General features: G+C 70.2%; 17 protein-coding genes and 1 tRNA gene. 12 read left to right on the top strand and 6 right to left on the bottom strand.

The window, feature by feature from the left end; all coding sequences use genetic code 11:
• The first annotated feature begins 134 nt into the window (after positions 1-134).
• The 5 genes from nagE (at position 135) to QNO21_RS01055 (ending at position 9,180) form a co-directional block, all read left to right on the top strand.
• Positions 135-2,084, top strand: a complete 1,950-nt coding sequence (gene nagE, locus QNO21_RS01075) for an N-acetylglucosamine-specific PTS transporter subunit IIBC (RefSeq protein WP_257519846.1) — start codon at positions 135-137, stop codon at positions 2,082-2,084.
• A gap of 173 nt (positions 2,085-2,257) precedes the next feature.
• A complete protein-coding gene (locus QNO21_RS01070; protein WP_257519845.1) occupies positions 2,258-3,727 on the top strand; it encodes a DUF3375 domain-containing protein in 1,470 nt (489 codons plus the stop codon).
• The gene (locus QNO21_RS01065; protein WP_257519844.1) at positions 3,720-4,484 is read left to right on the top strand and encodes a DUF4194 domain-containing protein; all 765 of its coding nucleotides are present in this window, start codon (positions 3,720-3,722) and stop codon (positions 4,482-4,484) included. The genes QNO21_RS01070 and QNO21_RS01065 overlap by 8 nt, the downstream gene beginning before the upstream one ends.
• Positions 4,481-7,840, top strand: a complete 3,360-nt coding sequence (locus QNO21_RS01060; protein ID WP_257519843.1) for an ATP-binding protein — start codon at positions 4,481-4,483, stop codon at positions 7,838-7,840. Before QNO21_RS01065 ends, QNO21_RS01060 begins: the two co-directional genes overlap by 4 nt.
• Positions 7,841-7,935: 95 nt before the next feature.
• On the top strand, positions 7,936-9,180 hold the full coding sequence (locus QNO21_RS01055; RefSeq protein ID WP_257519842.1) for a phosphotransferase: 1,245 nt from the start codon (positions 7,936-7,938) through the stop codon (positions 9,178-9,180).
• Position 9,181: 1 nt separating this feature from the next.
• Here the strand turns inward: QNO21_RS01055 and treS are convergent, their stop codons facing one another.
• From treS to QNO21_RS01040, 3 genes are all read right to left on the bottom strand, one after another.
• A complete protein-coding gene (treS, locus tag QNO21_RS01050; RefSeq protein WP_257519841.1) occupies positions 9,182-11,476 on the bottom strand; it encodes a maltose alpha-D-glucosyltransferase in 2,295 nt (764 codons plus the stop codon).
• A 116-nt stretch (positions 11,477-11,592) separates the two neighbouring features.
• Positions 11,593-11,736, bottom strand: a complete 144-nt coding sequence (locus tag QNO21_RS01045; RefSeq protein ID WP_257515609.1) for a hypothetical protein — start codon at positions 11,734-11,736, stop codon at positions 11,593-11,595.
• Between the two features lie 113 nt (positions 11,737-11,849).
• Positions 11,850-12,014 (bottom strand): hypothetical protein, encoded by a 165-nt coding sequence (locus tag QNO21_RS01040; protein WP_257515608.1) that lies wholly within the window; start codon positions 12,012-12,014, stop codon positions 11,850-11,852.
• 231 nt (positions 12,015-12,245) lie between these two features.
• On the opposite strand from QNO21_RS01040, the gene QNO21_RS01035 reads away from it, so the two are divergent.
• Complete coding sequence (locus tag QNO21_RS01035; RefSeq protein WP_285178407.1) at positions 12,246-12,389, top strand: SDR family oxidoreductase; 144 nt, start codon at positions 12,246-12,248, stop codon at positions 12,387-12,389.
• Between the two features lie 11 nt (positions 12,390-12,400).
• Here the strand turns inward: QNO21_RS01035 and QNO21_RS01030 are convergent, their stop codons facing one another.
• The gene (locus QNO21_RS01030; protein ID WP_257515607.1) at positions 12,401-13,300 is read right to left on the bottom strand and encodes a DUF808 domain-containing protein; all 900 of its coding nucleotides are present in this window, start codon (positions 13,298-13,300) and stop codon (positions 12,401-12,403) included.
• 219 nt (positions 13,301-13,519) lie between these two features.
• The gene (locus QNO21_RS01025) at positions 13,520-14,044 is read right to left on the bottom strand and encodes a hypothetical protein (protein WP_257519840.1); all 525 of its coding nucleotides are present in this window, start codon (positions 14,042-14,044) and stop codon (positions 13,520-13,522) included.
• A gap of 175 nt (positions 14,045-14,219) precedes the next feature.
• On the opposite strand from QNO21_RS01025, the gene QNO21_RS01020 reads away from it, so the two are divergent.
• Positions 14,220-14,711: a GNAT family N-acetyltransferase gene (locus QNO21_RS01020; RefSeq protein WP_257515605.1), complete on the top strand. Its 492-nt coding sequence runs from the start codon at positions 14,220-14,222 to the stop codon at positions 14,709-14,711.
• A gap of 117 nt (positions 14,712-14,828) precedes the next feature.
• Here the strand turns inward: QNO21_RS01020 and QNO21_RS01015 are convergent.
• Positions 14,829-14,919, bottom strand: a tRNA-Ser gene (locus QNO21_RS01015).
• Positions 14,920-15,025: 106 nt separating this feature from the next.
• Here QNO21_RS01015 and QNO21_RS01010 point away from each other — a divergent pair.
• The 5 genes from QNO21_RS01010 to radA all read left to right on the top strand — a co-directional run bounded on the left by QNO21_RS01010 (position 15,026) and on the right by radA (position 20,325).
• Positions 15,026-15,529, top strand: a complete 504-nt coding sequence (locus QNO21_RS01010) for a MarR family winged helix-turn-helix transcriptional regulator (RefSeq protein WP_257519839.1) — start codon at positions 15,026-15,028, stop codon at positions 15,527-15,529.
• Positions 15,530-15,572: 43 nt separating this feature from the next.
• Positions 15,573-16,376, top strand: a complete 804-nt coding sequence (locus tag QNO21_RS01005) for an SDR family NAD(P)-dependent oxidoreductase (RefSeq protein ID WP_257515603.1) — start codon at positions 15,573-15,575, stop codon at positions 16,374-16,376.
• Positions 16,377-16,476: 100 nt separating this feature from the next.
• On the top strand, positions 16,477-17,874 hold the full coding sequence (locus tag QNO21_RS01000) for an MFS transporter (protein ID WP_257515602.1): 1,398 nt from the start codon (positions 16,477-16,479) through the stop codon (positions 17,872-17,874).
• Between the two features lie 62 nt (positions 17,875-17,936).
• Positions 17,937-18,890: an L-lactate dehydrogenase gene (locus tag QNO21_RS00995; RefSeq protein WP_257515601.1), complete on the top strand. Its 954-nt coding sequence runs from the start codon at positions 17,937-17,939 to the stop codon at positions 18,888-18,890.
• A gap of 70 nt (positions 18,891-18,960) precedes the next feature.
• Positions 18,961-20,325: a DNA repair protein RadA gene (gene radA / locus QNO21_RS00990; RefSeq protein WP_257519838.1), complete on the top strand. Its 1,365-nt coding sequence runs from the start codon at positions 18,961-18,963 to the stop codon at positions 20,323-20,325.
• Positions 20,326-20,330: the final 5 nt, after the last annotated feature.

Below are 20,330 nucleotides of genomic sequence, written 5' to 3'. Positions count from 1 at the left end.
GCTGTGTTCCGGCGAGCTTTATCACGGCAGCCGACCGTTGAGTTACCGAGCCCCGATGCGGTTGGATGTTCCGCGACCGGACTGCGCGCCGCGCATCGGCAGATCGAGATGATCATCCCCAATTGGAGGCAGATGTGAGATTCATGCAGCGGCTCGGCCGATCGATCATGCTCCCGGTGGCGGTGCTTCCGGTGGCGGCGATCCTCTCGGGCATCGGTTACTGGATCACCTCGGCGGCGGGCAGCAACCTCGTCTCCGCCTTCCTGAGCGCGGCCGGCGGCGCCCTGCTCGACAACATCGCGCTGCTGTTCGCGGTCGGCGTGTCGATCGGCATGGCGACGAAGGCCGACGGCACCGCCGCCCTAGCGGGCCTGGTGTCGTGGCTCGTGGTCACGACCCTGCTCAAGCCCGAGACGGTGCTGCTGTTCACCGGGGTGGGCAACGTCAACGAGGTGGACCCGGCCTTCCTGCGCGTGCAGAACGTCTTCGTCGGCATCATCTGCGGACTCATCGGGGCATGGTGCTACGACCGGTTCAAGGACACCAAGCTCCCCGATGCGCTGTCGTTCTTCTCCGGCAAGCGCTCAGTGGCGATCGTGACGGCGGGCTTCTCGCTGGTGCTGGCGATCGTGCTGTTCTTCGTCTGGCCGTTCGTCTACGGCGGTCTCGTCGGGTTCGGCGAATGGATCGTCACCCTCGGCCCCCTCGGCGCCGGCATCTACGGGTTCTTCAACCGTCTGCTCATCCCGGTGGGCCTGCACCACGCCCTCAACTCGGTGTTCTGGTTCGACGTGGCCGGCATCAACGACCTCAACAACTTCCTCGCCGGTGAGGGCACGTACGGCGTGACCGGCCAGTACATGACCGGCTTCTTCCCGGTGATGATGTTCGGCCTCCCGGGCGCTGCGCTGGCGATGTACCTGACGGCGAAGACCACGCGCAAGAAGCTCGCCTACGGCATCCTGCTCTCGGGCGCCTTCGCCTCGTTCTTCGTCGGAGTCACCGAGCCGCTCGAGTTCGCCTTCATGTTCCTCGCCCCCGTGCTCTACCTCGTGCACGCGCTCTTCATGGGCATCTCGATGGTGATCAGCGCGATCCTGCCGGTGCGGATGGGCTTCGGATTCTCGGGCGGGTTCATCGACCTGGTGCTCAACTGGACCAACCCCATGGCCGAGAATCCCTGGCTCATCCCGGTCATGGGCGTGTTCTGGTTCCTCATCTACTTCGGCGTCTTCTACTTCTTCATCAAGCGCTTCAACCTGAAGACCCCGGGCCGTGAGGACGACGAGATCCTCGAGGAGGACACCGAGTACGACAGCCGCAGCAAGGACGACGCCTACCTCATCACCGGCGCCCGTTTCATCGACGCGCTCGGCGGCAAGGAGAACATCGTCGAACTCGACAACTGCGCGACGCGGCTGCGCATGGAGGTCGCCGACGTCAGCAAGGTCGACGACACCGCGCTCAAGCGCGCCGGTGCTGCGGGGACCATGAAGCCCGGCGGCAAGGCGGTGCAGGTCGTCTACGGACTGAACGTGCAGTTCGTGAAGGATGCCATGGAGGACCTGATCTCGGGGCGCGCGCAGGTGCCGTCCGGCGCCGCGCCCGAGCGGGCCTCGACCTCGCCCGTCGCGTCGCCGGACGCCGGCGGCACCGGCGTGCTCACCGATGCCCGCCCCACAACGCTGCGGCTGCGTCAGCCCGTCGCCGGGCGGGTCGTGCCGCTGTCGGAGGTTCCCGACCCCACCTTCGCCGACGGCCTCATGGGCCCGGGCGTCGCCGTCGAACCGACCGGCGACACCGTCATCGCACCGGCCGCCGCGACGGTGGGCGCCACCTTCGACACAGGTCACGCGATCGCGCTCGTGCTGGGCGACGGCACGGAGCTGCTCATCCACGTGGGCATCGACACCGTGTCGATGAAGGGCGACGGCTTCGAGACTCTCGTCGAGAAGGGCCAGCGCGTGAGCGAGGGCACGCCGCTGCTGCGGTTCGACCGCGCCAAGATCGCCGCCGCGGGGCACCCGACGATCACCGCGATCGTGGTGCTCAACAACGCCGGCGCCACCGTCGAGCTGCGGTAGCGCGCCACCGCGTCGCCGCGTCGCGTCGCACCGCGCGAAACATCACAATCCGGCTGGGACACCACGCGACGCGCGATGTCCCAGCCGGATTGTGGTTTCTCACGGGGGCGGGGGCCGGGGCGGGCCGCGCGGGCACGGTGGGCCCGCATGCGGGTCAACTAGGCTTGTCTGCGATGTCGAACACTCGCGCTGAAGCCGCGTATCAGCGCTCGGTGGCTGCCTTCCGCAACCCGACGCTCGACCTGCTGCACGGCCGCCACGCACCGTTCGTCGTCGCCGTCCTGTCGATCGTCTTCACCGCCGACCGCCCCGCGGTGGCGGTCGCCGATGCCCACGCCGAGATCGGCGAGGCGCTCGAAGAGCTGCGCGCCGCCGGCTACGACGAAGACGAGCGCCGACTCCCGGCCGGCACCGCCCGCGAGATCTGCCGCCACTGGGTGCGCGTCGGGTGGCTTGCGCCGCAGATCGAGAACGACGTCGAGGTGTACCGGCTCACCGCACACGCGGTGGGCGCCCTCGACATCGCCGGACGCGCGGGCGGCGGGCGGGCCCGGGTGTCGCGGTCGCGGGTGCGCACGCTGCTGGAGTCCGTAGAGCGACTCGCTCGCGATGCCGAGACCGACCCTGAGCAGCGGGTCGCCATGCTCCTGGCCGAGCGTGACGCCCTCGACGCCGAGATCGCGCGCATCCGCAACGACGAGGCCGAGCCCGTCGACGACGAGCAGCTGTTCGAAGAGGCCGAGAACGTGCTGCACCTCGCCCGCGAGCTGCCCGCCGACTTCTCACGGGTCGCCGAGTCGATCAAGGCGATGCAGCGCGACGTCGTGGCCGACCTGCGTCGGGATGTGCGCCCGACGGGCGAGATCCTCCGCGAGTACTTGCAGCGCGGCCGGCACGTCATGCAGGCGACCCCCGAGGGACGCGCGTTCGAGGGAGCCCTGCGTCTCATCGGCGACGCCGAGAACATCGACCGACTCACCGGCCAGCTGCACGCCGTGCTCGCCCAGCCGTTCGCCCGGCTCATGGCCCCCGCCCAGCGCGCCGACCTCGACGCCATCGGACGTCAGGTCGAGAAGGGGGTGCAGGAGGTGCTGACGGCGCAGCGGCGGGCGTCGCAGGTCATCACCGCGCAGGTGCGCACGCACGACCCGGTGCGCGACCGCCAGGTCGACGAGCTGCTGCGCGGCGTCATGTCGGGTCTGCAGCTGTGGATGCAGCGCTCGAAGCCGAGCGACCGTGTGGAACCGCTGCACACCTTCCCCGTGGCCGACGTCGGGCACCTCCGCCGGTCCATGAGCGACCTGCGGCCACCCGGGGCGCCCGAACCGCTGCCGTCACCCGGCGACGTCGAGTTCGTCGATGCCGACACCCGCGCCTGGGGCGGACCCCGGTACGCCGAGCTCGAGGCGTATGTGGCGACCCTCGGCGACCGTTTCGACCTGGCCACCGCCTTTGAAGGGGCCGCCGATGACACCCGGCGGCCGGTCGACCTGCTGGGACTGCTGGAAATCGCCCACCGCAACGGCATGACCGAGGGCGACGAGGTCTCCGTCGCCGAAGCGCGACGCCCCGACGGCACCAGCCGCCGATTCGCCTTCGGCGCCGTCTCCGCCAGAACCGTGAAAGAACCGACGCATGACTGAGCCCACAATCGCCCCCGACGCCACGGACGCCACGGGCGACGAGCCGTTCATCGCCCCCGTGGCGATGGAGCACGACCCCGATGAGCTCTTCGCCGGCGACGTCGGCGTGCTCGACGCCGACGCGCGGCGCGTGCTCGTGCGCCTGCTGCAGCGCCGATTCCTGCTCGCCGACCGCAACCGCGGCGAGTGGACAGTGCTGATGGACCACCGGCACGCGATCGAGTCCCGGCTCAACGACCTCTTCGTGCGTCTCGTCGTCGACCACGACCGTGGCGTCGCCTACAAGGAGCAGGTGCGCTCCGACGAGCTCGAGATCCCGATCCTGCTGCGCGATGAGGCGTACTCCCGCGCCGAGACGCTGGTCCTCGTGCACCTGCGCACCGTCTACCAGCGCGAGAGCACCACCGGCGAGCCCTCCGCCCGTGTCGACATCGAAGACATCGAGCAGACCGTGCTGACCTACTTCGCCGAAGCCGACGGCAGCACCGCGCGCCGCCAGAAGGCGATCAGGGCGGCCGTCGCCCGGCTGCGCCAGGACGGCGTCATCGAGGAGGAGTCCGAGGGGCGCTACCTCATCAGCCCGCTCGTGGAGATCCTGCTCAGCGCCGACCGGTTGCGCGACCTGCGCGACTGGCTCGACGAGCAGACGACGCGATCCGGCACGATCGACCTCGACGACGACGCCGACGACGACACGGACGACGCCGGCCACACCGGCGACGTGGATGCCGAGATCTACGCGGAGGCCGCACGATGACCATGCTCGACACCCTCTTCGGGCTCATCCCCGCGGCATCCCGAGGGCAGCAGTGGGTGGCCGACGAGCTGCAGCTGGTGAACTGGGGCGGCTACGACGGCGCCCACCGGGTGCGCTTCTCGCCGACGGCGACGCTGCTCTGCGGTGGCTCCGGCTCGGGCAAGTCGACCCTCATGGACGCCTACGTCGCGCTCATGATGCCGCACACCACCCCGTTCAACGGCGCGTCCAACGGCGCCGTCGTCGGGCGCCCGCGCGGGCAGGAGCAGCGCAACATCCTCTCCTACGCCCGCGGCAAGACCGACGAGACGCGCACGGAAGACGGCACGAAGGTCACCGTGCTGCGCGGCGACGGCGTCGACACCTGGACCGCCGTGTCGATGACATGGCTCGACCACGACGGATCGCGCTTCACCGCCGTGCGCGCCTGGTACATCCCCGCCGGTGCCCGCCTGGTCGAAGACACCGTGCGGGTCCGCGCCACGGTGGCCGGGCCCTTCGATCTCAGTTCGCTCGAAGACGCCGCCCGTCAGCGCCTGACGGATGCCGCGGTCAAGAGCACGGGGCTCGACACGGTGGCCACCGACCGCGAGTTCTCGGCCCGCCTGCATTCCGTTCTGGGCATCGGCGCGGCAGGAGCCGGCGCCAAGGCGATGAGTCTGCTCGCCCGCATCCAGGCAGGTCAGCAGATCACGACGGTCGATGACCTCTACAAGCGGATGGTGCTCGAGGAGCCCGAGACGATGGCCACCGCCGACGCCGTCGTGGCGCACTTCGACGGGCTCGAGAGCACCCGCAGCCGCATGCTCACCGCGCAGCAGCAGGTGCGTGCGCTGCAGCCCATCCGCTCGGCGCGCGCACGCATCGAAGAGGCCGCCGAGCGGCTGCGCCTGATCGACGAGATCGGGCGGTTCAGCGAGCCCGATTCGCTGGCGACCCTCTGGCGGGCCTCGCGCCGTCTCGACCTGCTGCGCGACGTCGAGGCCGAGCTGCAGGCGGCCACGCGCACCGCCGACGCGAAGGTACGCGAGAAGCAGGCGCTGGCCGATGCCGCCGACATCGAACGCGAGGGCCTCGGCGAGGTGCTGCGCGCCGCCGGCGGCGACCGGCTCGAGACCGCCCACCGCGAGCTGCGCGGCCTCGAACGCCGCCTCATCGACGTCACGCGGGAGCGCGAGCGGCTCGACGCCGCACTCGACGTGCTGCAGGTGCAGGCCGCCTCGGCGCGGGAGTTCGAGGCGCTGGCGGAGCGCGCCCGGCGGGCGCTTGCGGATCCCGACGCGAAGGCGACGCTGCGGGAAGCGTACGGCGTGGCGATCGGCGCGAGGAATGCACGCGCCGCCCGCATCACCGAGCTCGAGGCCGAGCGTCGCGAGGCTGCAGGGCGCCACGACAACATCCCCACCCGGCTGCGTGAGTCCCGGGAGCTGCTGGCACGGGCCGCGGGACTGGGCTCCGATCAGCTGCCCTTCGTCGGCGAGCTGATCGAGGTGCGCACCGAGTTCGAACCGTGGCGCGAGGCGTTCAACCTCGCCCTCGGCGGGTTCGCCACGACTCTGCTCATCGACACCGCGCACCTCCCGGCCTTCCGCGCCGCCATCGAATCCGTCCGCACGTCCGAGCGGCTGCGCTACGAGGGAGTGCAGACGGGGCTCCCCGAAGTCGGCGCCCGCGACCCGCAGACGCTTCCCGGACGGCTGGACTACCGCAGCACCCCCTTCACCGGCTGGCTGCAGGATGAGCTCTCGCGCCGGTTCGGCTACGTCTGCGTCGACACGTCAGGCGAACTCTCGGCGCATCGGATGGCGCTGACGATCGCCGGTCAGACCTCACAGGGTGCGCGCGGCGCGCACGGTGGGCACGGCCGGCGCAACGTGCTCGGGTTCTCCACCGACCGCCGCGTCGGCGAGCTCGACGCGCAGCTCGGGGCCGCGCGGGCCGAGCTCGAGGCCGCGCAGGCTGCCACGCTCGAGGCGGCGGCCGAACTCGACGCACTCGACGCGCGGCGCGGCGCGTACGAGAAGATCCAGGACCTGACCTGGGACCAGGTCGACGTGGCATCCGTGCAGAAGGAGCGCGAGCGCTGGACCGCGATCATCGACGAGGTGACCGCCGACAATCCGACGATCGCCGGCATCCAGTCCCAGATCGCCGCGAAGCGCTTGGAGGCGGCCGAACTGCGCGAGGGCATCGGCCGCGCCAAGGCCGAACAGCAGCGGCTCGCCGACTCGTGGGCCGCCGTCACCGACGAGGTCGACACCGCCCAGGCTGCGGTCGACGCGGCCGACGATGCCGGGCGCGCGCTGACCGACGATCAGGCCGCCTACCTCGACGGGCAGTTCCTGCTGCCCGACGGCGAGGGAGCATCAACGCGCATGCAGGAACTGGCGCGATTCGACGCCGCCCTCGACTCGGCAACGCGACGGTTCACCGAGGACCAGCGCGCCGCGCAGGAGGCGGTGGGCGAGCAGCGCGAGAGCCTGCGTCGCACGCTGGCCGGCTTCCTCGACCGCTGGCCCAACCCCAACCTGCTCGCCGACCCCGACCACTCCCTGGGCGACTTCGAGCGCATTCTCACCGAGCTCGAGACCAGCGGGCTGCACGAGCTCGAGTCCGAGTGGCGCGACAGCCTGCTGAAGCTCTCGGGGAACGACCTCACCAACCTGGACTCGACCCTCAGCCGGTCGCTGCGCGAGATCCGCGACCGCATCGAGCCGATCAACCTGATCATGCAGGACCTGCCCTTCTACGACGACGACCACCGGCTGCAGATCTCGCCCCGCGAGAACCAGTCCGAGGCGCGCCGCCGGTTCCGCAAGGAGCTGCGCGATGTGCGCGCGCTCATCGATTCCGCCGAGAGCGACGACGACCGCGAGCGCGTCTACCAGCGGATGTCGCGGCTCATCGACCGGCTTCGTCGCACCGCGCCGGACTTCGCCGAGCTCGTCGACGTGCGCAACCACGTGCGCGTGAGCGCCGAGCGGGTCCACGCGGTGACGAAGCAGCACGTCGCGCTCTACGACCACATCGGTGAGAAGTCCGGCGGTGAGTCGCAGGAGCTCATCGCCTTCATCGTCGGCGCGGCACTGCGGTATCAGCTGGGCGACGCCGGTTCCGAGCGCCCGCGCTACGCCCCGGTGTTCCTCGACGAGGCGCTCATCAAGGCCGACGCGCACTTCACCAAGCGCGCGATCGGCGCCTGGCGGGGATTGGGTTTCCAGCTCATCATCGGCGCGCCGAACGACAAGTACAGCGCGATCGAGCCGCACGTCGACGTCGAGTACGACATCCTCAAGGACACCCAGGGTCGCTCGTGGGCGAAGCCGAAGGTGGGGCTCCCCGCCGTCGCTCGCTGAGTCGAGACTCGCGACGCGGCACCGCTCCAGTACTACGCGGGCGGCCCGCAGGTCCACCCCTTTGCCCGGCGGCGCGATTCGCGCCATGGTGGAGCGTGCAGTTCACAGACGAAGACCTCGGCGCCTGGGTGGCGCGCCAGCGCTGGTACGCGGGCAAGAGCCACGTTCCCCGCTTCCGCATCCTCGACGTGCAGCCTGCCCCCGGCGCCACGCGCTACCTGCTCATGGACGACGCCGGCGCCGTCCCTGCGCTTTACAACGTGCCGCTGGCACTCGTCGATGCGCCGTCTGAGGGCGATGCCGTCGTCAGCCGCACCGCCGACGGCTACCTGATCGATGCCGCGCGGCATGCGGCCTTCGCCGTCGGAATGCTCGCGGAGATGGGCGTCGACGTCGGCCGCGTGACAGGCTCCCGGGTGCTCTCGGGCGAGCAGTCCAACACGTCGATCGTCTTCGAGGAGGACGGACACCCGACGATCATCCTGAAGCTGTTCCGCACCCTGCACCACGGCGAGAACCCCGACGTCACGGTACAGCGCGCACTGAGTGACGCGGGGTCGCCGTACGTGCCGCGCTTCCTCGGGAGCCTCGACGCAGAATGGCCCGATTCCGGACGCGAGTCCGGCGTGGCGCGCGGCACCCTCGGGTTCGCCCAGGACTTCCTCCCCGGCGTGAAGGACGGGTGGGCCGTGGCTCTCGATGCTGCCGGGGAGCGGCGGGACTTCACCGACGCGGCACGCGACCTCGGCACCGCCCTCGCCGGAGTGCACGCCGCTCTGGGCGCGAGTCTGGGCACCGTGGATGCCGGCCCCGAGCAGGTGGCATCCACGGGGCTCACGTGGCGGCGCAGGCTCGCCACGGCCGCCGCCGAGGTACCCGCCGTGGCCGACCGGCTGTCGGCGATCGACGCGGTCTACCAGGCCGCGCTGGAGCGCCCCTGGCCGCAGCTGCAGCGCATCCACGGCGATCTCCACCTCGGCCAGGTGCTCGCGGTGCAGGATGGCGGGTGGCGCGTGGTCGACTTCGAAGGCGAGCCGCTGCGCCCCATGCCTGAGCGCGCGATCCCCGATCTGCCGCCGCGCGACATCGCCGGAATGCTGCGCTCGTTCGACTACGCCGGCGCGGTCGGAGGTGGACACGACGCGGCCGCGTGGGCACGCGCGTGCCAGTCTGCGTTCATCGACGCATACTCGAGCACCGCGGGAGCGGTCGAGCTCGACCCCGTGCTGCTGAAGGCGCTCGTACTCGACAAGGCGGTCTACGAGGCGACCTACGAGGCGCGCAACCGCCCGGACTGGCTGCCCGTGCCGCTCGCCGGGATCGACGCAGCTCTGGCCTGAGTCACTCCTCGATGGGAGCCGCGGGCGTGAGCAGCAGGAACATCGCGCCATAGGCCGGCAGCGAGACCGAGAAGCTCCGCAGATCGTCCACTCGTCCGACGGTCTCCCCCGACGCCGCGTCGACGACCTCGCTGCCGGGCACGAGCTGCTCGGACCGCACGGTCCCCTCGGTCGGCTCGGCGGAGAAGTTGAGCACGGTCACCTGAGTGGCGGCATCCGCCTCGGCGTCGCCGTCGTCCAGGCGGTGAACGAGCACGAGCATGCCGGCGTGAGCGACCTCGGGGATGTCCACCTGGGTGGCCGTGGCGATGCCGTGCTCGCGCCGCAGGTCGAGGATTGCGGCCAGACCCGAGGCGAACGAATCCGGGTCGTCGAGCTGCGCGGGCAGCGGGCCGTAGAGGGCGCGTCCGCGCGGCATCCCCGCCGCCGAGCGCGTCGCCTGCGGGTCGGCGTCGAGCAGATCGTGCGCACCGCGCTCGATCCACCGGGTGTCGCCGGCCGCCAGCAGGTCGGCGACCTCCTCGCTCGGAATGGTGAGCATGCCCACGAGATCCCAGCCCGAGAGGGCGAAGACGCCGGGCTGCCACGCGTTGTACGCGCAGAGCAGCAGATGCGCGTCGCGGATGGCCGGAACGTCGGTCTCTTCGATGTCGGCGAGTCGTTCGATGCCCCGCGTCGCCGCGATGAGCGAGGTGCTGGTGCAGGCGATGCCGTTCTGCGTGAAGACGCGGTTGTAGTCCGCCTTGCCGGTCAGGCTCTCGGTGAGCTCAGCCCGCACCACCTCGGCGAGATGACCGCCGGTGATCTCCTCGCCGCGGAAGCGGTAGAGATCGTCGCCGTGCCGCGTCGCCCAGTGCACGAGCTCATAGGTGAGCTCGTCGTGGTTCTGCATCCCGTGCACCAGCTGCACCGGCTGGACGCCGAGCTCGAGCGATGTCCGCAGCGCGAGCCGCAGGAACTCCGTCTGCCCTGTCGCCAGAGCGTGGTGATAGCCGGGACGACCGACGAAGTCGTAGGAGAGATCGGCTCCGACGGCTGCGGTGTCGCGGATGTCCTCCATCGTGAGGTTGAGCTCCTGGAAGGTGAACCCGCCGACTTTGCGCACCATGCCGGCGATGATGTGGTTCGCGGCGTGCGAGAGCGGATGCCCCTCCGACCACGCCGGGCCCCCGGCGGTCTTCTCCACGCCGAGGAAGCCGTTGGCATCCAACCGCAGGGCGCTCGTGCCGAGCTCACCGAGCGAGTGCAGGGCATCGCCGATGACCAGGCGCATGCCGGCGAACGTGGGGTCCAGCCAGTTGATCGACGGCTGCCCCTGCTTGAAGTAGTGCAGGTAGACCCAGCGGCGTGTGATGCCGTCGGGGCCGATGACGGGTGCCGTCGCGCTCCAGTTCGTCTCCTTCACGCCCGGCGTGTAGAAGATGACGCGCTGGAGGGCGCCGATGATGTACCCGCGCTCCGCGAGCTCCTGCTCGGTGGCGAGGTCGAGGTTGACGCTGTCGACACCCTCGGGCACATCGGGGAGAAGCCCCCAGTCCTCGGGGGCGATTTCGACCATGTGGTAGATGCCGGGGTAGTCCTTGAACCCCATCTCGGCGAGCCGGAAGTCGGCTCCCTTGCCGGTGTGCCCGGGCACGATGTCGTCGATGACGCTGCCGCCGTGACCGTCAGCGGCGTCACACAGGGCGCGGAACTCCTCCTCGGTGCCGAAGGCGGGGTCGATCTCGGTGCTGATGCGGTCGAAGTGTCCGTCTACGCTGGGCGTCTCGCGCCAGCCTGCGATGCCGCCCGCCCGCTTCACCGGACCGGTGTGGACCGCGTTGATGCCGATGCGCTCGAACACCGACCACAGCTCGTCGTCTCCGAGCGCAGCCAGGAAGGACTGCCCGGGACGCGTGACGAGCGAGATCGGGTACGCCGTGAACCACACGTCGGTCGCCGCGATCGCGCGCCGGGCATCGGGGCGTGCATAGGGGTTGCGCCACATCGCCGGCTGTCCCGCGAGCTGGCGCGCGAGCACATCGGCATCCTTGAGCATCGACTGCCGCACGAGCCACTCGACGTACGACGGGTTGGTGCCGTTCGCCGTGCGCGGGTCGGTCTTGATGCGACGCACGCTCCCCCCGCGGAACTGGTCGCGCGGCCGCAGCCGCCTCGGCCGGGCGGGATAGCGCTGCTCGTCGTAGCTGATCTCGGCCTTCTCGAGGTCAGCGTCCTCACCGCCCTCAGCGTCGATCCCGGTCAGGTCGATGGGGCCGGTGTAGAGGTCCTCCGGCCGAAGGTCGTCGTGCGCCATTGTTCAACGCTACGGGATGGCACCTTCCGAAATCGGGACTGGTGCCTGGCACCGGGAACCACTATGGGAAGCGCGGGACTGTTCCGGATGCCGGGCGACGGATCCCGACGGGGCTGTCAGCGTTGCGAGCGGGGTGCGAATGGCCCCGGCTCGTCGTCGGTGTCCTCATCGGCGGCCTGCACGGCGATCGGCGGCACTCCCAGGAACAGCGCCACGAACTTGCCCCACCAGCCTGACGAGCGAGCGGTCTCGCGAGCCATCTTCGCCTCCTCCTCCGATGACGCTCACGGTACCGCAGTCCGCGCCGGGGGTGCGGGGGCAGTCGGTGTTGATCCAAGCGCCCATGGAGTGGCTGCGCCCCGGGCACTGGCCGTCAGGGGTGCGTCACCGCCGGCGCGTCGGGCTCATCGCCGCCGCCGACGTTCTGCGTGCGGGCTGCGTCGTCGCGGACCTCGTCGGTGACGGCGTCCGTGGGCGCCAAGTCGTCGGCGACGGCGTCGTCGGCGTGGCGTTCGTGGGGCATGTTCAGATCGCTCATGGTGTCCTCCTGGGATTGCGTCAAGGGTGCGGCGCAACCGAGATCCGCTCAACCGGGTTGACACCCGTCGCGGACGCGGTGTCACGACGGGGTCACCGGGTTTCCGCGCCGACGCGGCCGCAAGCTGCCGACCACGGTTCGGTGGACGCATACGGCCCTGGCCACGCGGCCGAAGGGTACGGACGCGACGACCGAACACCGGGAGGGAGCGGCGGGTGCGGCACGGCTCGCTTGAGTGGTCCCGTCGGCAGTCCGGCGGACGTCGCGCACGCCGCCGCCTTCCTGCTGTCGCCGGCTTCGGCGTTCATCACCGGCACCGTGCTGCCTGTCGACGGCGGGCGGGCTGCGCTGGGCGCAGACCCCGAGAGCGCCTAGAGAACCGCGGACTATGTGGTGGTGTGCGGCGCGGCCGCCGCCGGGCGCTTCACCGCTCGGGAGATGCCCGAGATGACGAGGACGATCAGCAGCCCGAGCGCGAGGCCGAAGACAGCGGAGATCAGCGTGTCCACGATCCAGACGACGACGGGACCCGCGGCTTCGACCGCGTGGGTCGCGACGTGCAGGAGGTCGTAGGGTCCCGCCCACAGCGTCTCGGCGAGATTCGCGATCACGAGGTGGCCGCCGACCCAGAGCATGGCCACGGTGCCGATGACGCTGATGACCCGGAAGACGGCGGGCATGGAGGCGACGATCCGCACGCCGGTGCGCCGCACGCGGCGCGAGGCGCTCTTCATCAGCCGCAGCCCGACGTCGTCGATCTTGACCAGCAGCGCAACGGCTCCGTAGACGACGATCGTCATCGCGAGACCGATGACCACCAGCGCGCCGAGAGTCATCCAGATGCCGAAGTCCGGGTCCAGGTTCGCGAGGGAGATGAGCATGATCTCGGTGCTGAGGATGAGGTCCGTGCGCACCGCACCGAGCACCAGCTTCTTCTCGTCGCGCGGCTCGTCGTCAGCGTGCGCGTGGTGCTTGCCGAACCACTCGAGGACCTTCTCCGCCCCCTCGTAGCAGAGGAAGCCGCCTCCGATGATCAGCAGGAACGGCAGCACCCACGGAGCGAACGCGGTGAGCAGGAGCGCGATCGGGATGATGATGACGAACTTGTTGACGAGGCTGCCGAGGGCGATCTTCCACACGACGGGCAGTTCGCGGGCGGGGGTGATCCCCTGCACGTACTGGGGCGTCACGGCGGCGTCGTCGATCACGACGCCCGCGGTCTTCGCGCTGGCTTTGAGCGCGGCCGTCAGGATGTCGTCGACGACGGCAAGGAGTCCGACCGACATGTGTGACCTTCTCTTCCCCAAGGGCGTGGCGGCGACGCGCCGGGCACGAGGGCGCTGAAGGCCCCGAGCGAGGATATCCCCTGACGGGGGCTATCCTCGACACACCGCGGGGGACGGCGGCGGGGCGGGCGCCCCGGCAGTCCACCGCAACGCTGATCTCAGACCCAAGCGGCGGCTTCCTCGGCGAGGATTCCGCCGGCTGCACGTACTCGCGAAGAGTTATGCCCGAGATTCGCGCGCCTCATGGATTCCGTCTATCCGACGAAGATTAACCAGCTGAAGCATGATCGGATATGCATGGAGCGGTACTGATGGAAGAAGAATCCACAGCGAGGCTTCCATATAGCCCGCAGACAGGACAATCGCAGCGATGACGACGTGGACGAGCAAGCCACAGCCATGACCAACTGCCGCTGATCGCAAGTCGAAGGCCAGTGGCTGCAAGTCGGACGGCTTGGTGACAGGCTTTCGCATGTTCAGCACGAGGGCGTTCCATCGGATGAATGTGAGAATCCGGTCGAAAACCTTCACACCAAGAGCGGCGAACAAGCGGTTGCTTTGGGCTGAGATTCTGAAAGCTCCTGCCGGAATCCTCTTTGCCAGTTCGGCGCCTATGAAAATAGGGAATGCGAACGACATGAGGGCAACGCAAAAGGGGAAAGCCCCATGCTCCGGCCCGATACTGGACCACAGTGACGTCGTCATGACACTGATTGCGCCGAGCACAATGATTATGGCCGCCATGCGGGTTTCGTCCCTCGATCACGATGCAGTCGACAGTCTTAGCCTCTATTGAACCCGCTTTCGGGCGGCCCAGCTCCACGAGGGCGGCCAACGACGGCATCCTCCAGGAAATGACAGGACGCCACCGCCGTGGTCACGGTCGACGTCGACGCCGCGTGCGTTGCAGGATGGGAAAGTGGCTGTGCGCATCGAGAAGGTCCCCGTCGACGACGCGCGCGCCGTCGCGCTGCGCGGGATGCTGGACGACGAGCTGACCGCTCGGTACGGGCCGGTGACGACCAGCGAGGACCCCGAACTTACCGCGGCACGCCGGAAGGCCCTGCGCGTGCACCCCGACGACGTCATCGCGACCTTCCTCGCGCTCGATGAGGACGGCACGCCGCTCGGGCACGTCATGCTGCGCCGCCTCGGCGCGGACGTCGAACTCAAGCGACTCATCGTGCCCGCCGCGGCACGGCGCCGGGGCGTCGGTCAGGCCCTTACGACCGCCGTGATCGAACGAGCCCGCGCGGAGGGCGCACGCCGCGTCATCCTGCAGACCGGCAAGCCGCAACCCGAATCGATCGCGCTGTACACGGCCGCGGGGTTCACGCCGATCCCCGTGTACGAGCCGTACGTCGCGTCGATGCCCAGGTCGCTGTGCTTCGAACTGCCCCTGGCGCCCTGACATCGCCGCCGAGCTCCCCGTGCACGCCGGGGGGCGACCTGGCCGTCGCTTGCACCAGATCTGCACAACGACCATCCCGAGCAAGGAGAAAACCCCCGCCGCAGCAGGGGTTTTCAGTGGCGGTGACGGTGGGATTTGAACCCACGGTAGGGGGTTACCCTACACAACTTTTCGAGAGTTGCACCTTCGGCCGCTCGGACACGTCACCGCGGACAATCGTACGCGAGACGGGCCGACGCCGCCAATCGAGCCAGCCCGGCCAGGACAGCCTCCTCTTAGTTGCCTGAGGCAACCACTCGGCGTAGAGTCTGACCATGGATGGGACGACGGCGGACCCCACTCCGGAGGCGGTCCTCCTGACGTCGCTGACACAGTTGATGGCCCAGTGGGCGTCGCTCACGCGGCAGACCGTTGTCGCCCGTGAAGCGGGACTGACCATCGATGCCGGCGACATCCGTCCCATCTACACCCTGGGCCGGGTCGGTCCGATTCGCGCGGGCGACCTCGCCGCCGATCTGCGGCTGACCCGGCCCACCATGAGCAAGCAGCTCGCCCGCCTCGAGACGGCCGGACTTGTGACGAAATCGCCCGACCCCGACGACGGGCGCGCGAGCATCGTCGCGCTCTCCCCGGAGGGCGAGCGCGTGTTCGCCCTTCTGGTCCAGCGTGGTCGCGAGATGGTCGACGAGGCGATGCGGGGGTGGGATGCCGCGGAGCGCGGCCGCTTCGCCGCCCTCACCTCCCGGTTCGTCGAAGCCGCCATCGGCACCGACGCCGATCGACCCGCTGCACCCACGTCCGACGACCCGTCGGCCTGAACCACGGCCCCGACCCCCGGGCCCAGGAAAGAAGGAGGCAACCATGCCCCGCACCTATGTCGTCACCGGATCAGCATCCGGCATCGGCGCCACCACGGCGCAGCTGCTGCGAGACCGCGGCGAGCGCGTCATCGGCGTCGACCTGCGCAACGCCGACGTCGAGGCCGACCTGTCGATGCCCGCAGGGCGCACCGATGCCGCCGCGAAGGCCGTCGAACTCGCCGGCGGCACCGTCGACGCGGTCATCGCCTGCGCCGGCATCTCGGCCCCGATCGCCAAGACCATCTCGGTGAACTTCTTCGGCGTCACCGAGTTCCTCGAGGCCCTGCTGCCCGCGCTGACGAAGTCCGACGCCCCCCGCGTCGCGGTCGTCTCGTCGATGGCCTCGCTGCAGGCGAACTCGCCCGAGATGGTCGAGGCCGCGCTCGCCGGTGACGAGGCGCGCGCGCTCGAGATCGCCGAGGGCCTCGCCGCCCAGGGACCCCAGATCGGCTACCTCGTCTACCCGGCGTCCAAGCGCGCCCTGTCGCGCTGGGTGCGCCGGGAGTCGATCACGCCCGCCTGGGCGGGAGCCGGCATCCCCCTCAACGCCGTCGCCCCCGGCACCGTCATCACCCCGATGACCGCCGACCTGCTGAAGACGCCCGAGGGCGCGGCGATGGTGGATGCCTCGGTCCCCATGCCGCTGAACTACCACCAGCCCCCCGAGTCGATCGCCTACCTGCTGATGTGGCTCACGAGCCCCGAGAACACCCACCTCGCGGGCCAGGTCATCTACGACGACGGCGGCGCCGATGCATCGCTGCGCGGCGATGACATCTGGAGCTGGGCCGACCAGCAGCACTGACCCCCCGACCGAAGGCGAGGGATGCGACCCCCCGGCATCCCTCGCCTTCGCTGTGCCCGGTGCGCTGCCGACTGGGGTCCGGCGGGTCTAGCGTGGGCGCATGTCCGAGACCATGGACCGGCAGCAGCGACTGGTCGTGGCCGTCGCGGTGCTCGCGTCGTTCGTGGCGTTCCTCGACGGCAGCATCGTCAACGTTGCCCTCCCCGCCATCGGCCGGGACCTCGGCGGCGGCCTCACCACACAGCAGTGGACCGTCGACGCCTACCTCATCACCCTCGGTTCGCTGATCCTGCTGGCGGGCTCGGTGAGCGACGCCTTCGGGCGCATCCTCGTCCTGCGGATCGGACTGATCGGGTTCGGCGTCGCATCCGTCGCCATCGCCCTCTCACCGGATCCGGTGACCCTCATCATCGCCCGCGCGGTGCAGGGCGCCGCCGGGGCGTTTCTCGTCCCCAGCTCCCTCGCCCTCATCACGTCGAACATGCGCGGGCCGGTCCAGGCCCGCGCCATCGGCACCTGGACAGCGCTGACGACGGCCGCCACCATCGGCGGGCCGCTCGTGGGCGGCCTGTTCGTGGACTACCTGTCGTGGCGCCTCGCCTTCGTCATCAACGTCCTCCCGATCGCGGTGACCCTGTGGCTGCTCCCCCACCTGACCCTGCGCGACGTACGCCGTGAGGATGCCGCGATCGACTGGACCGGTGCGGTGCTGTGCACCTTGGGCCTCGGCGGCATGGTGTTCGCCCTCATCGAGCAGCCGAACCTCGGGTGGGCGTCGCCCGCCATCTGGATGCCGCTGGCGCTCGGGATCGCGCTGTTCGCCGCCTTCCTCGTGCGTCAGCGCACGACACGGCACCCGATCCTGCCCCTGGGCCTGTTCCAGGTGCGTAATTTCTGGACCGGCAACGTGGCCACCGCGTTCATCTACGGCGCACTGACCCTCAACGGCTTCGTGGTCGGGGTGTACCTGCAGCAGGGCGCCGGACTGTCGGCGACGCTCGCGGGACTGGCCAGCATTCCGTCGACGGTGCTGCTCGTGCTGCTGAGCTCCCCGATGGGGGCGCTGGCCGGGCGCCTCGGTCCCCGCCTGTTCATGACAGCGGGGCCGCTGCTGATGGCCGCCGGGTCGCTGCTGCTCCTCACCGTGTCGCAGGAGTTCGACTACTGGTGGCAAGTGCTGCCCAGCATGCTGGTTTTCGGATTCGGGCTGGCGGTGACCGTCTCGCCGCTGACGGCGGCGATCCTCGGCGCCATCGAACCGGCGCGGTCGGGCATCGCCTCCGCGGTGAACAACGCCGTCTCGCGGGTCGCGGGGCTCATCGTCATCGCCATGCTGGCCGCGATCGTCGGCGGCTCGGTCGACCTCGAGGGCTTCCATCGGGCGGCGGTGGCGACCGCGCTGCTCATGGCCGCCGGCGGGATCGTGTCGTTCTTCGGCATCCGCAATCCGCCACGCCCGGCCACCGCCGAGGCCGACGCTGCGACGCCGACGCCCTAGCGCCGGCACGTCCGTCGGGTCACCCGGTAGTCAGCGGCATCCTCCCCTGCAAGACTGACCCCATGACCGCGATCGAGAATTCGAAACTGACCGTCGTCGGCGCCGGCAGCGTCGGCTCCTCCACCGCCTACGCCGCGCTCATCCGGGGGTCGGCGCGCCACGTCGCGCTGTACGACATCGCGAAGGAGCGGGTCGAGGCCGAGGTCCTCGACCTCGCCCACGGCACCCAGTTCACGGGCTCCAGCGACATCACCGGCGGCGACGACATCTCCGTCGCCGAGGGGTCGCACGTCGTGGTGATCACCGCCGGCGCGAAGCAGAAGCCCGGACAGACCCGCATCGAGCTGGCCGGCACCAACGCCGGCATCCTGAAGACGATGATGCCGCAGCTGCTGGAAGTGGCGCCCAAAGCGATCTTCGTCATCGTCACGAACCCCTGCGACGTGCTCACCGTGCTGGCGCAGGAGGCCACGGGCCTGCCGCCCGAGCGCATCTTCGCCTCGGGCACGGTGCTGGACACCTCGCGCCTGCGGTGGAAGCTGGGCCAGCGCGCCGGGGTGTCGTCCTCGAGTGTGCACGCCTACATCGTCGGCGAGCACGGCGACACGGAGTTCCCGCTGTGGTCCAAGGCCTATATCGGCACGGTGCCGATCCTCGAGTGGGAGACCGAGGGCCACCCCCGCATGTCGGTCGACGAGCTCGACCAGATCGCCGTCGACGTGCGGGATGCCGCGTACAAGGTGATCCAGGGCAAGGGCGCGACCAACTACGCGATCGGCCTGTCCAGCGCCCGCGTGGTGGAGGCGATCCTGCACGACGAGCACGCGGTCATGCCGGTGTCCACCGTGCTCGACGACTTCCACGGCGTGTCGGGCGTCGCCCTCTCGGTGCCGTCGATCGTCAGCGCGAGGGGCGCCAAGCCGATTCGCGAGACGCCCTTCTCGCCGAGCGAACTGGGACTGTTCCGCCGCTCGGCCGACGCGCTGCGGCGCGTCGCCGACGACCTCCGCGGCTGAGCGCCGGGGGTCAGCCGGCGCTTGTGGGGTGGATGCCGCAGGTGTCGGCGGCTCCGCATAGCCTGAAGGCATGGCCACCCGACGCCCCACGACAGCCGCACCCTACCGATGCACCGAGTGCGGCTGGACGACCCTCAAGTGGGTCGGCCGCTGCGGGGAATGCCAGCAGTGGGGCACCGTCGTCGAAGCGGCGGAGCAGACCGGCATCGTCCGCACGGTCGCACCGGTGGCGCCCGGAGCCGCCCGCGCCGCTCGGCCCATCACGCAGGTCCAGACGCAAGAGGCGGCCCGCACGACCAGCGGCATCGGCGAGTTCGACCGGGTGCTCGGCGGGGGCCTCGTTCCCGGGGCGGCGATCCTGCTCTCCGGCGAGCCGGGCGTCGGCAAATCGACGCTGCTCACCGAGGTCGCCGCGCAGAGCGCGCGGGTGGGTCGGCGGGTGCTGTACGTCAGCGCCGAGGAGTCGCTCGGCCAGGTGCGCCTGCGCGCCGAGCGCACCGGAGCGCTGCACGACGAGCTGTATCTCGCCAGCGAGACCGACCTTGCCACGATTCTGGGGCACGTCGACGAGGTGAAGCCACAGCTGCTCATCGTCGACTCTGTGCAGACGGTGTCATCGTCGCTGTCCGACGGCATGGCCGGGCACCCCGGGCAGGTGCGCGAAGTGGCATCCACCCTCATCCGCCTGGCCAAAGAGCGCGACCTGCCGGTCATCATCGTGGGGCACGTCACCAAGGACGGGTCCATCGCCGGCCCCCGCATCCTCGAGCACCTCGTCGACGTCGTCTGCCACTTCGAAGGCGACCGGCAGACGTCGCTGCGCTTCGTGCGGGCGTTGAAGAACCGGTTCGGCGCCACCGACGAAGTGGGCTGCTTCGACATGACCGGGTCCGGAATCGCCGAGGTGGCAGACCCCAGCGCGCTGTTCCTCGGGCACGGCTCGCGTGAGGCCGGCACCTGTGTGACCGTGGCCCTCGAAGGCCGCCGCGCCCTGCCCGTCGAGGTGCAGGCGCTGACCATGAAGACCGGGGCCCCCAACCCACGGCGCATCGTCAGCGGCGTCGACGGCGCCCGGGTGGCGATGATCCTCGCGGTGCTCGAGAAGAAAGCCGGCATCACGGTGTCGGATCAGGACGTCTACGTCTCCACCGTGGGCGGTGTGCGGCTCACCGAGCCGGCGGCCGATCTCGCGATCGCACTCGCCGTGGCAAGCGCCGTGCGCGACCGGGCGCTGCCGGCCAAGGTCGCCGCGATCGGCGAACTCAGCCTCGCGGGCGAGATCCGCGCGGTGACCCAGTCCGACCAGCGCCACGGCGAGGCCGCGCGCCTGGGCTATCGCACCGTGCTCGACGCGCGCTGCCGCACCCTGCGAGATGCGTTGCGCGACCTGCCGCGCCTGCACCGGCCCGAACCCGGTGACGAACCCGACTTCTGATCCGG

Source organism: Microbacterium sp. zg-Y818, assembly GCF_030246905.1.
Classification (GTDB): domain Bacteria; phylum Actinomycetota; class Actinomycetes; order Actinomycetales; family Microbacteriaceae; genus Microbacterium.
This window is presented reverse-complemented; position numbering and strand designations above follow the sequence as displayed.

Bases quoted from the DNA above. Each gene is read 5' to 3' on its own strand.
- QNO21_RS01070 (WP_257519845.1), top strand. From the start codon at position 2,258: ATGTCGAACACTCGCGCTGAAGCCGCGTATCAGCGCTCGGTGGCTGCC.
- QNO21_RS01065 (WP_257519844.1), top strand. From the start codon at position 3,720: ATGACTGAGCCCACAATCGCCCCCGACGCCACGGACGCCACGGGCGAC.
- QNO21_RS01060 (WP_257519843.1), top strand. From the start codon at position 4,481: ATGACCATGCTCGACACCCTCTTCGGGCTCATCCCCGCGGCATCCCGA.
- treS (WP_257519841.1), bottom strand. From the start codon at position 11,476: ATGGCGCACGACGACCTTCGGCCGGAGGACCTCTACACCGGCCCCATC.
- QNO21_RS01045 (WP_257515609.1), bottom strand. From the start codon at position 11,736: ATGGCTCGCGAGACCGCTCGCTCGTCAGGCTGGTGGGGCAAGTTCGTG.
- QNO21_RS01040 (WP_257515608.1), bottom strand. From the start codon at position 12,014: ATGAGCGATCTGAACATGCCCCACGAACGCCACGCCGACGACGCCGTC.
- QNO21_RS01030 (WP_257515607.1), bottom strand. From the start codon at position 13,300: ATGTCGGTCGGACTCCTTGCCGTCGTCGACGACATCCTGACGGCCGCG.
- QNO21_RS01025 (WP_257519840.1), bottom strand. From the start codon at position 14,044: ATGGCGGCCATAATCATTGTGCTCGGCGCAATCAGTGTCATGACGACG.
- QNO21_RS01010 (WP_257519839.1), top strand. From the start codon at position 15,026: ATGGATGGGACGACGGCGGACCCCACTCCGGAGGCGGTCCTCCTGACG.
- QNO21_RS01005 (WP_257515603.1), top strand. From the start codon at position 15,573: ATGCCCCGCACCTATGTCGTCACCGGATCAGCATCCGGCATCGGCGCC.
- QNO21_RS01000 (WP_257515602.1), top strand. From the start codon at position 16,477: ATGTCCGAGACCATGGACCGGCAGCAGCGACTGGTCGTGGCCGTCGCG.
- QNO21_RS00995 (WP_257515601.1), top strand. From the start codon at position 17,937: ATGACCGCGATCGAGAATTCGAAACTGACCGTCGTCGGCGCCGGCAGC.
- radA (WP_257519838.1), top strand. From the start codon at position 18,961: ATGGCCACCCGACGCCCCACGACAGCCGCACCCTACCGATGCACCGAG.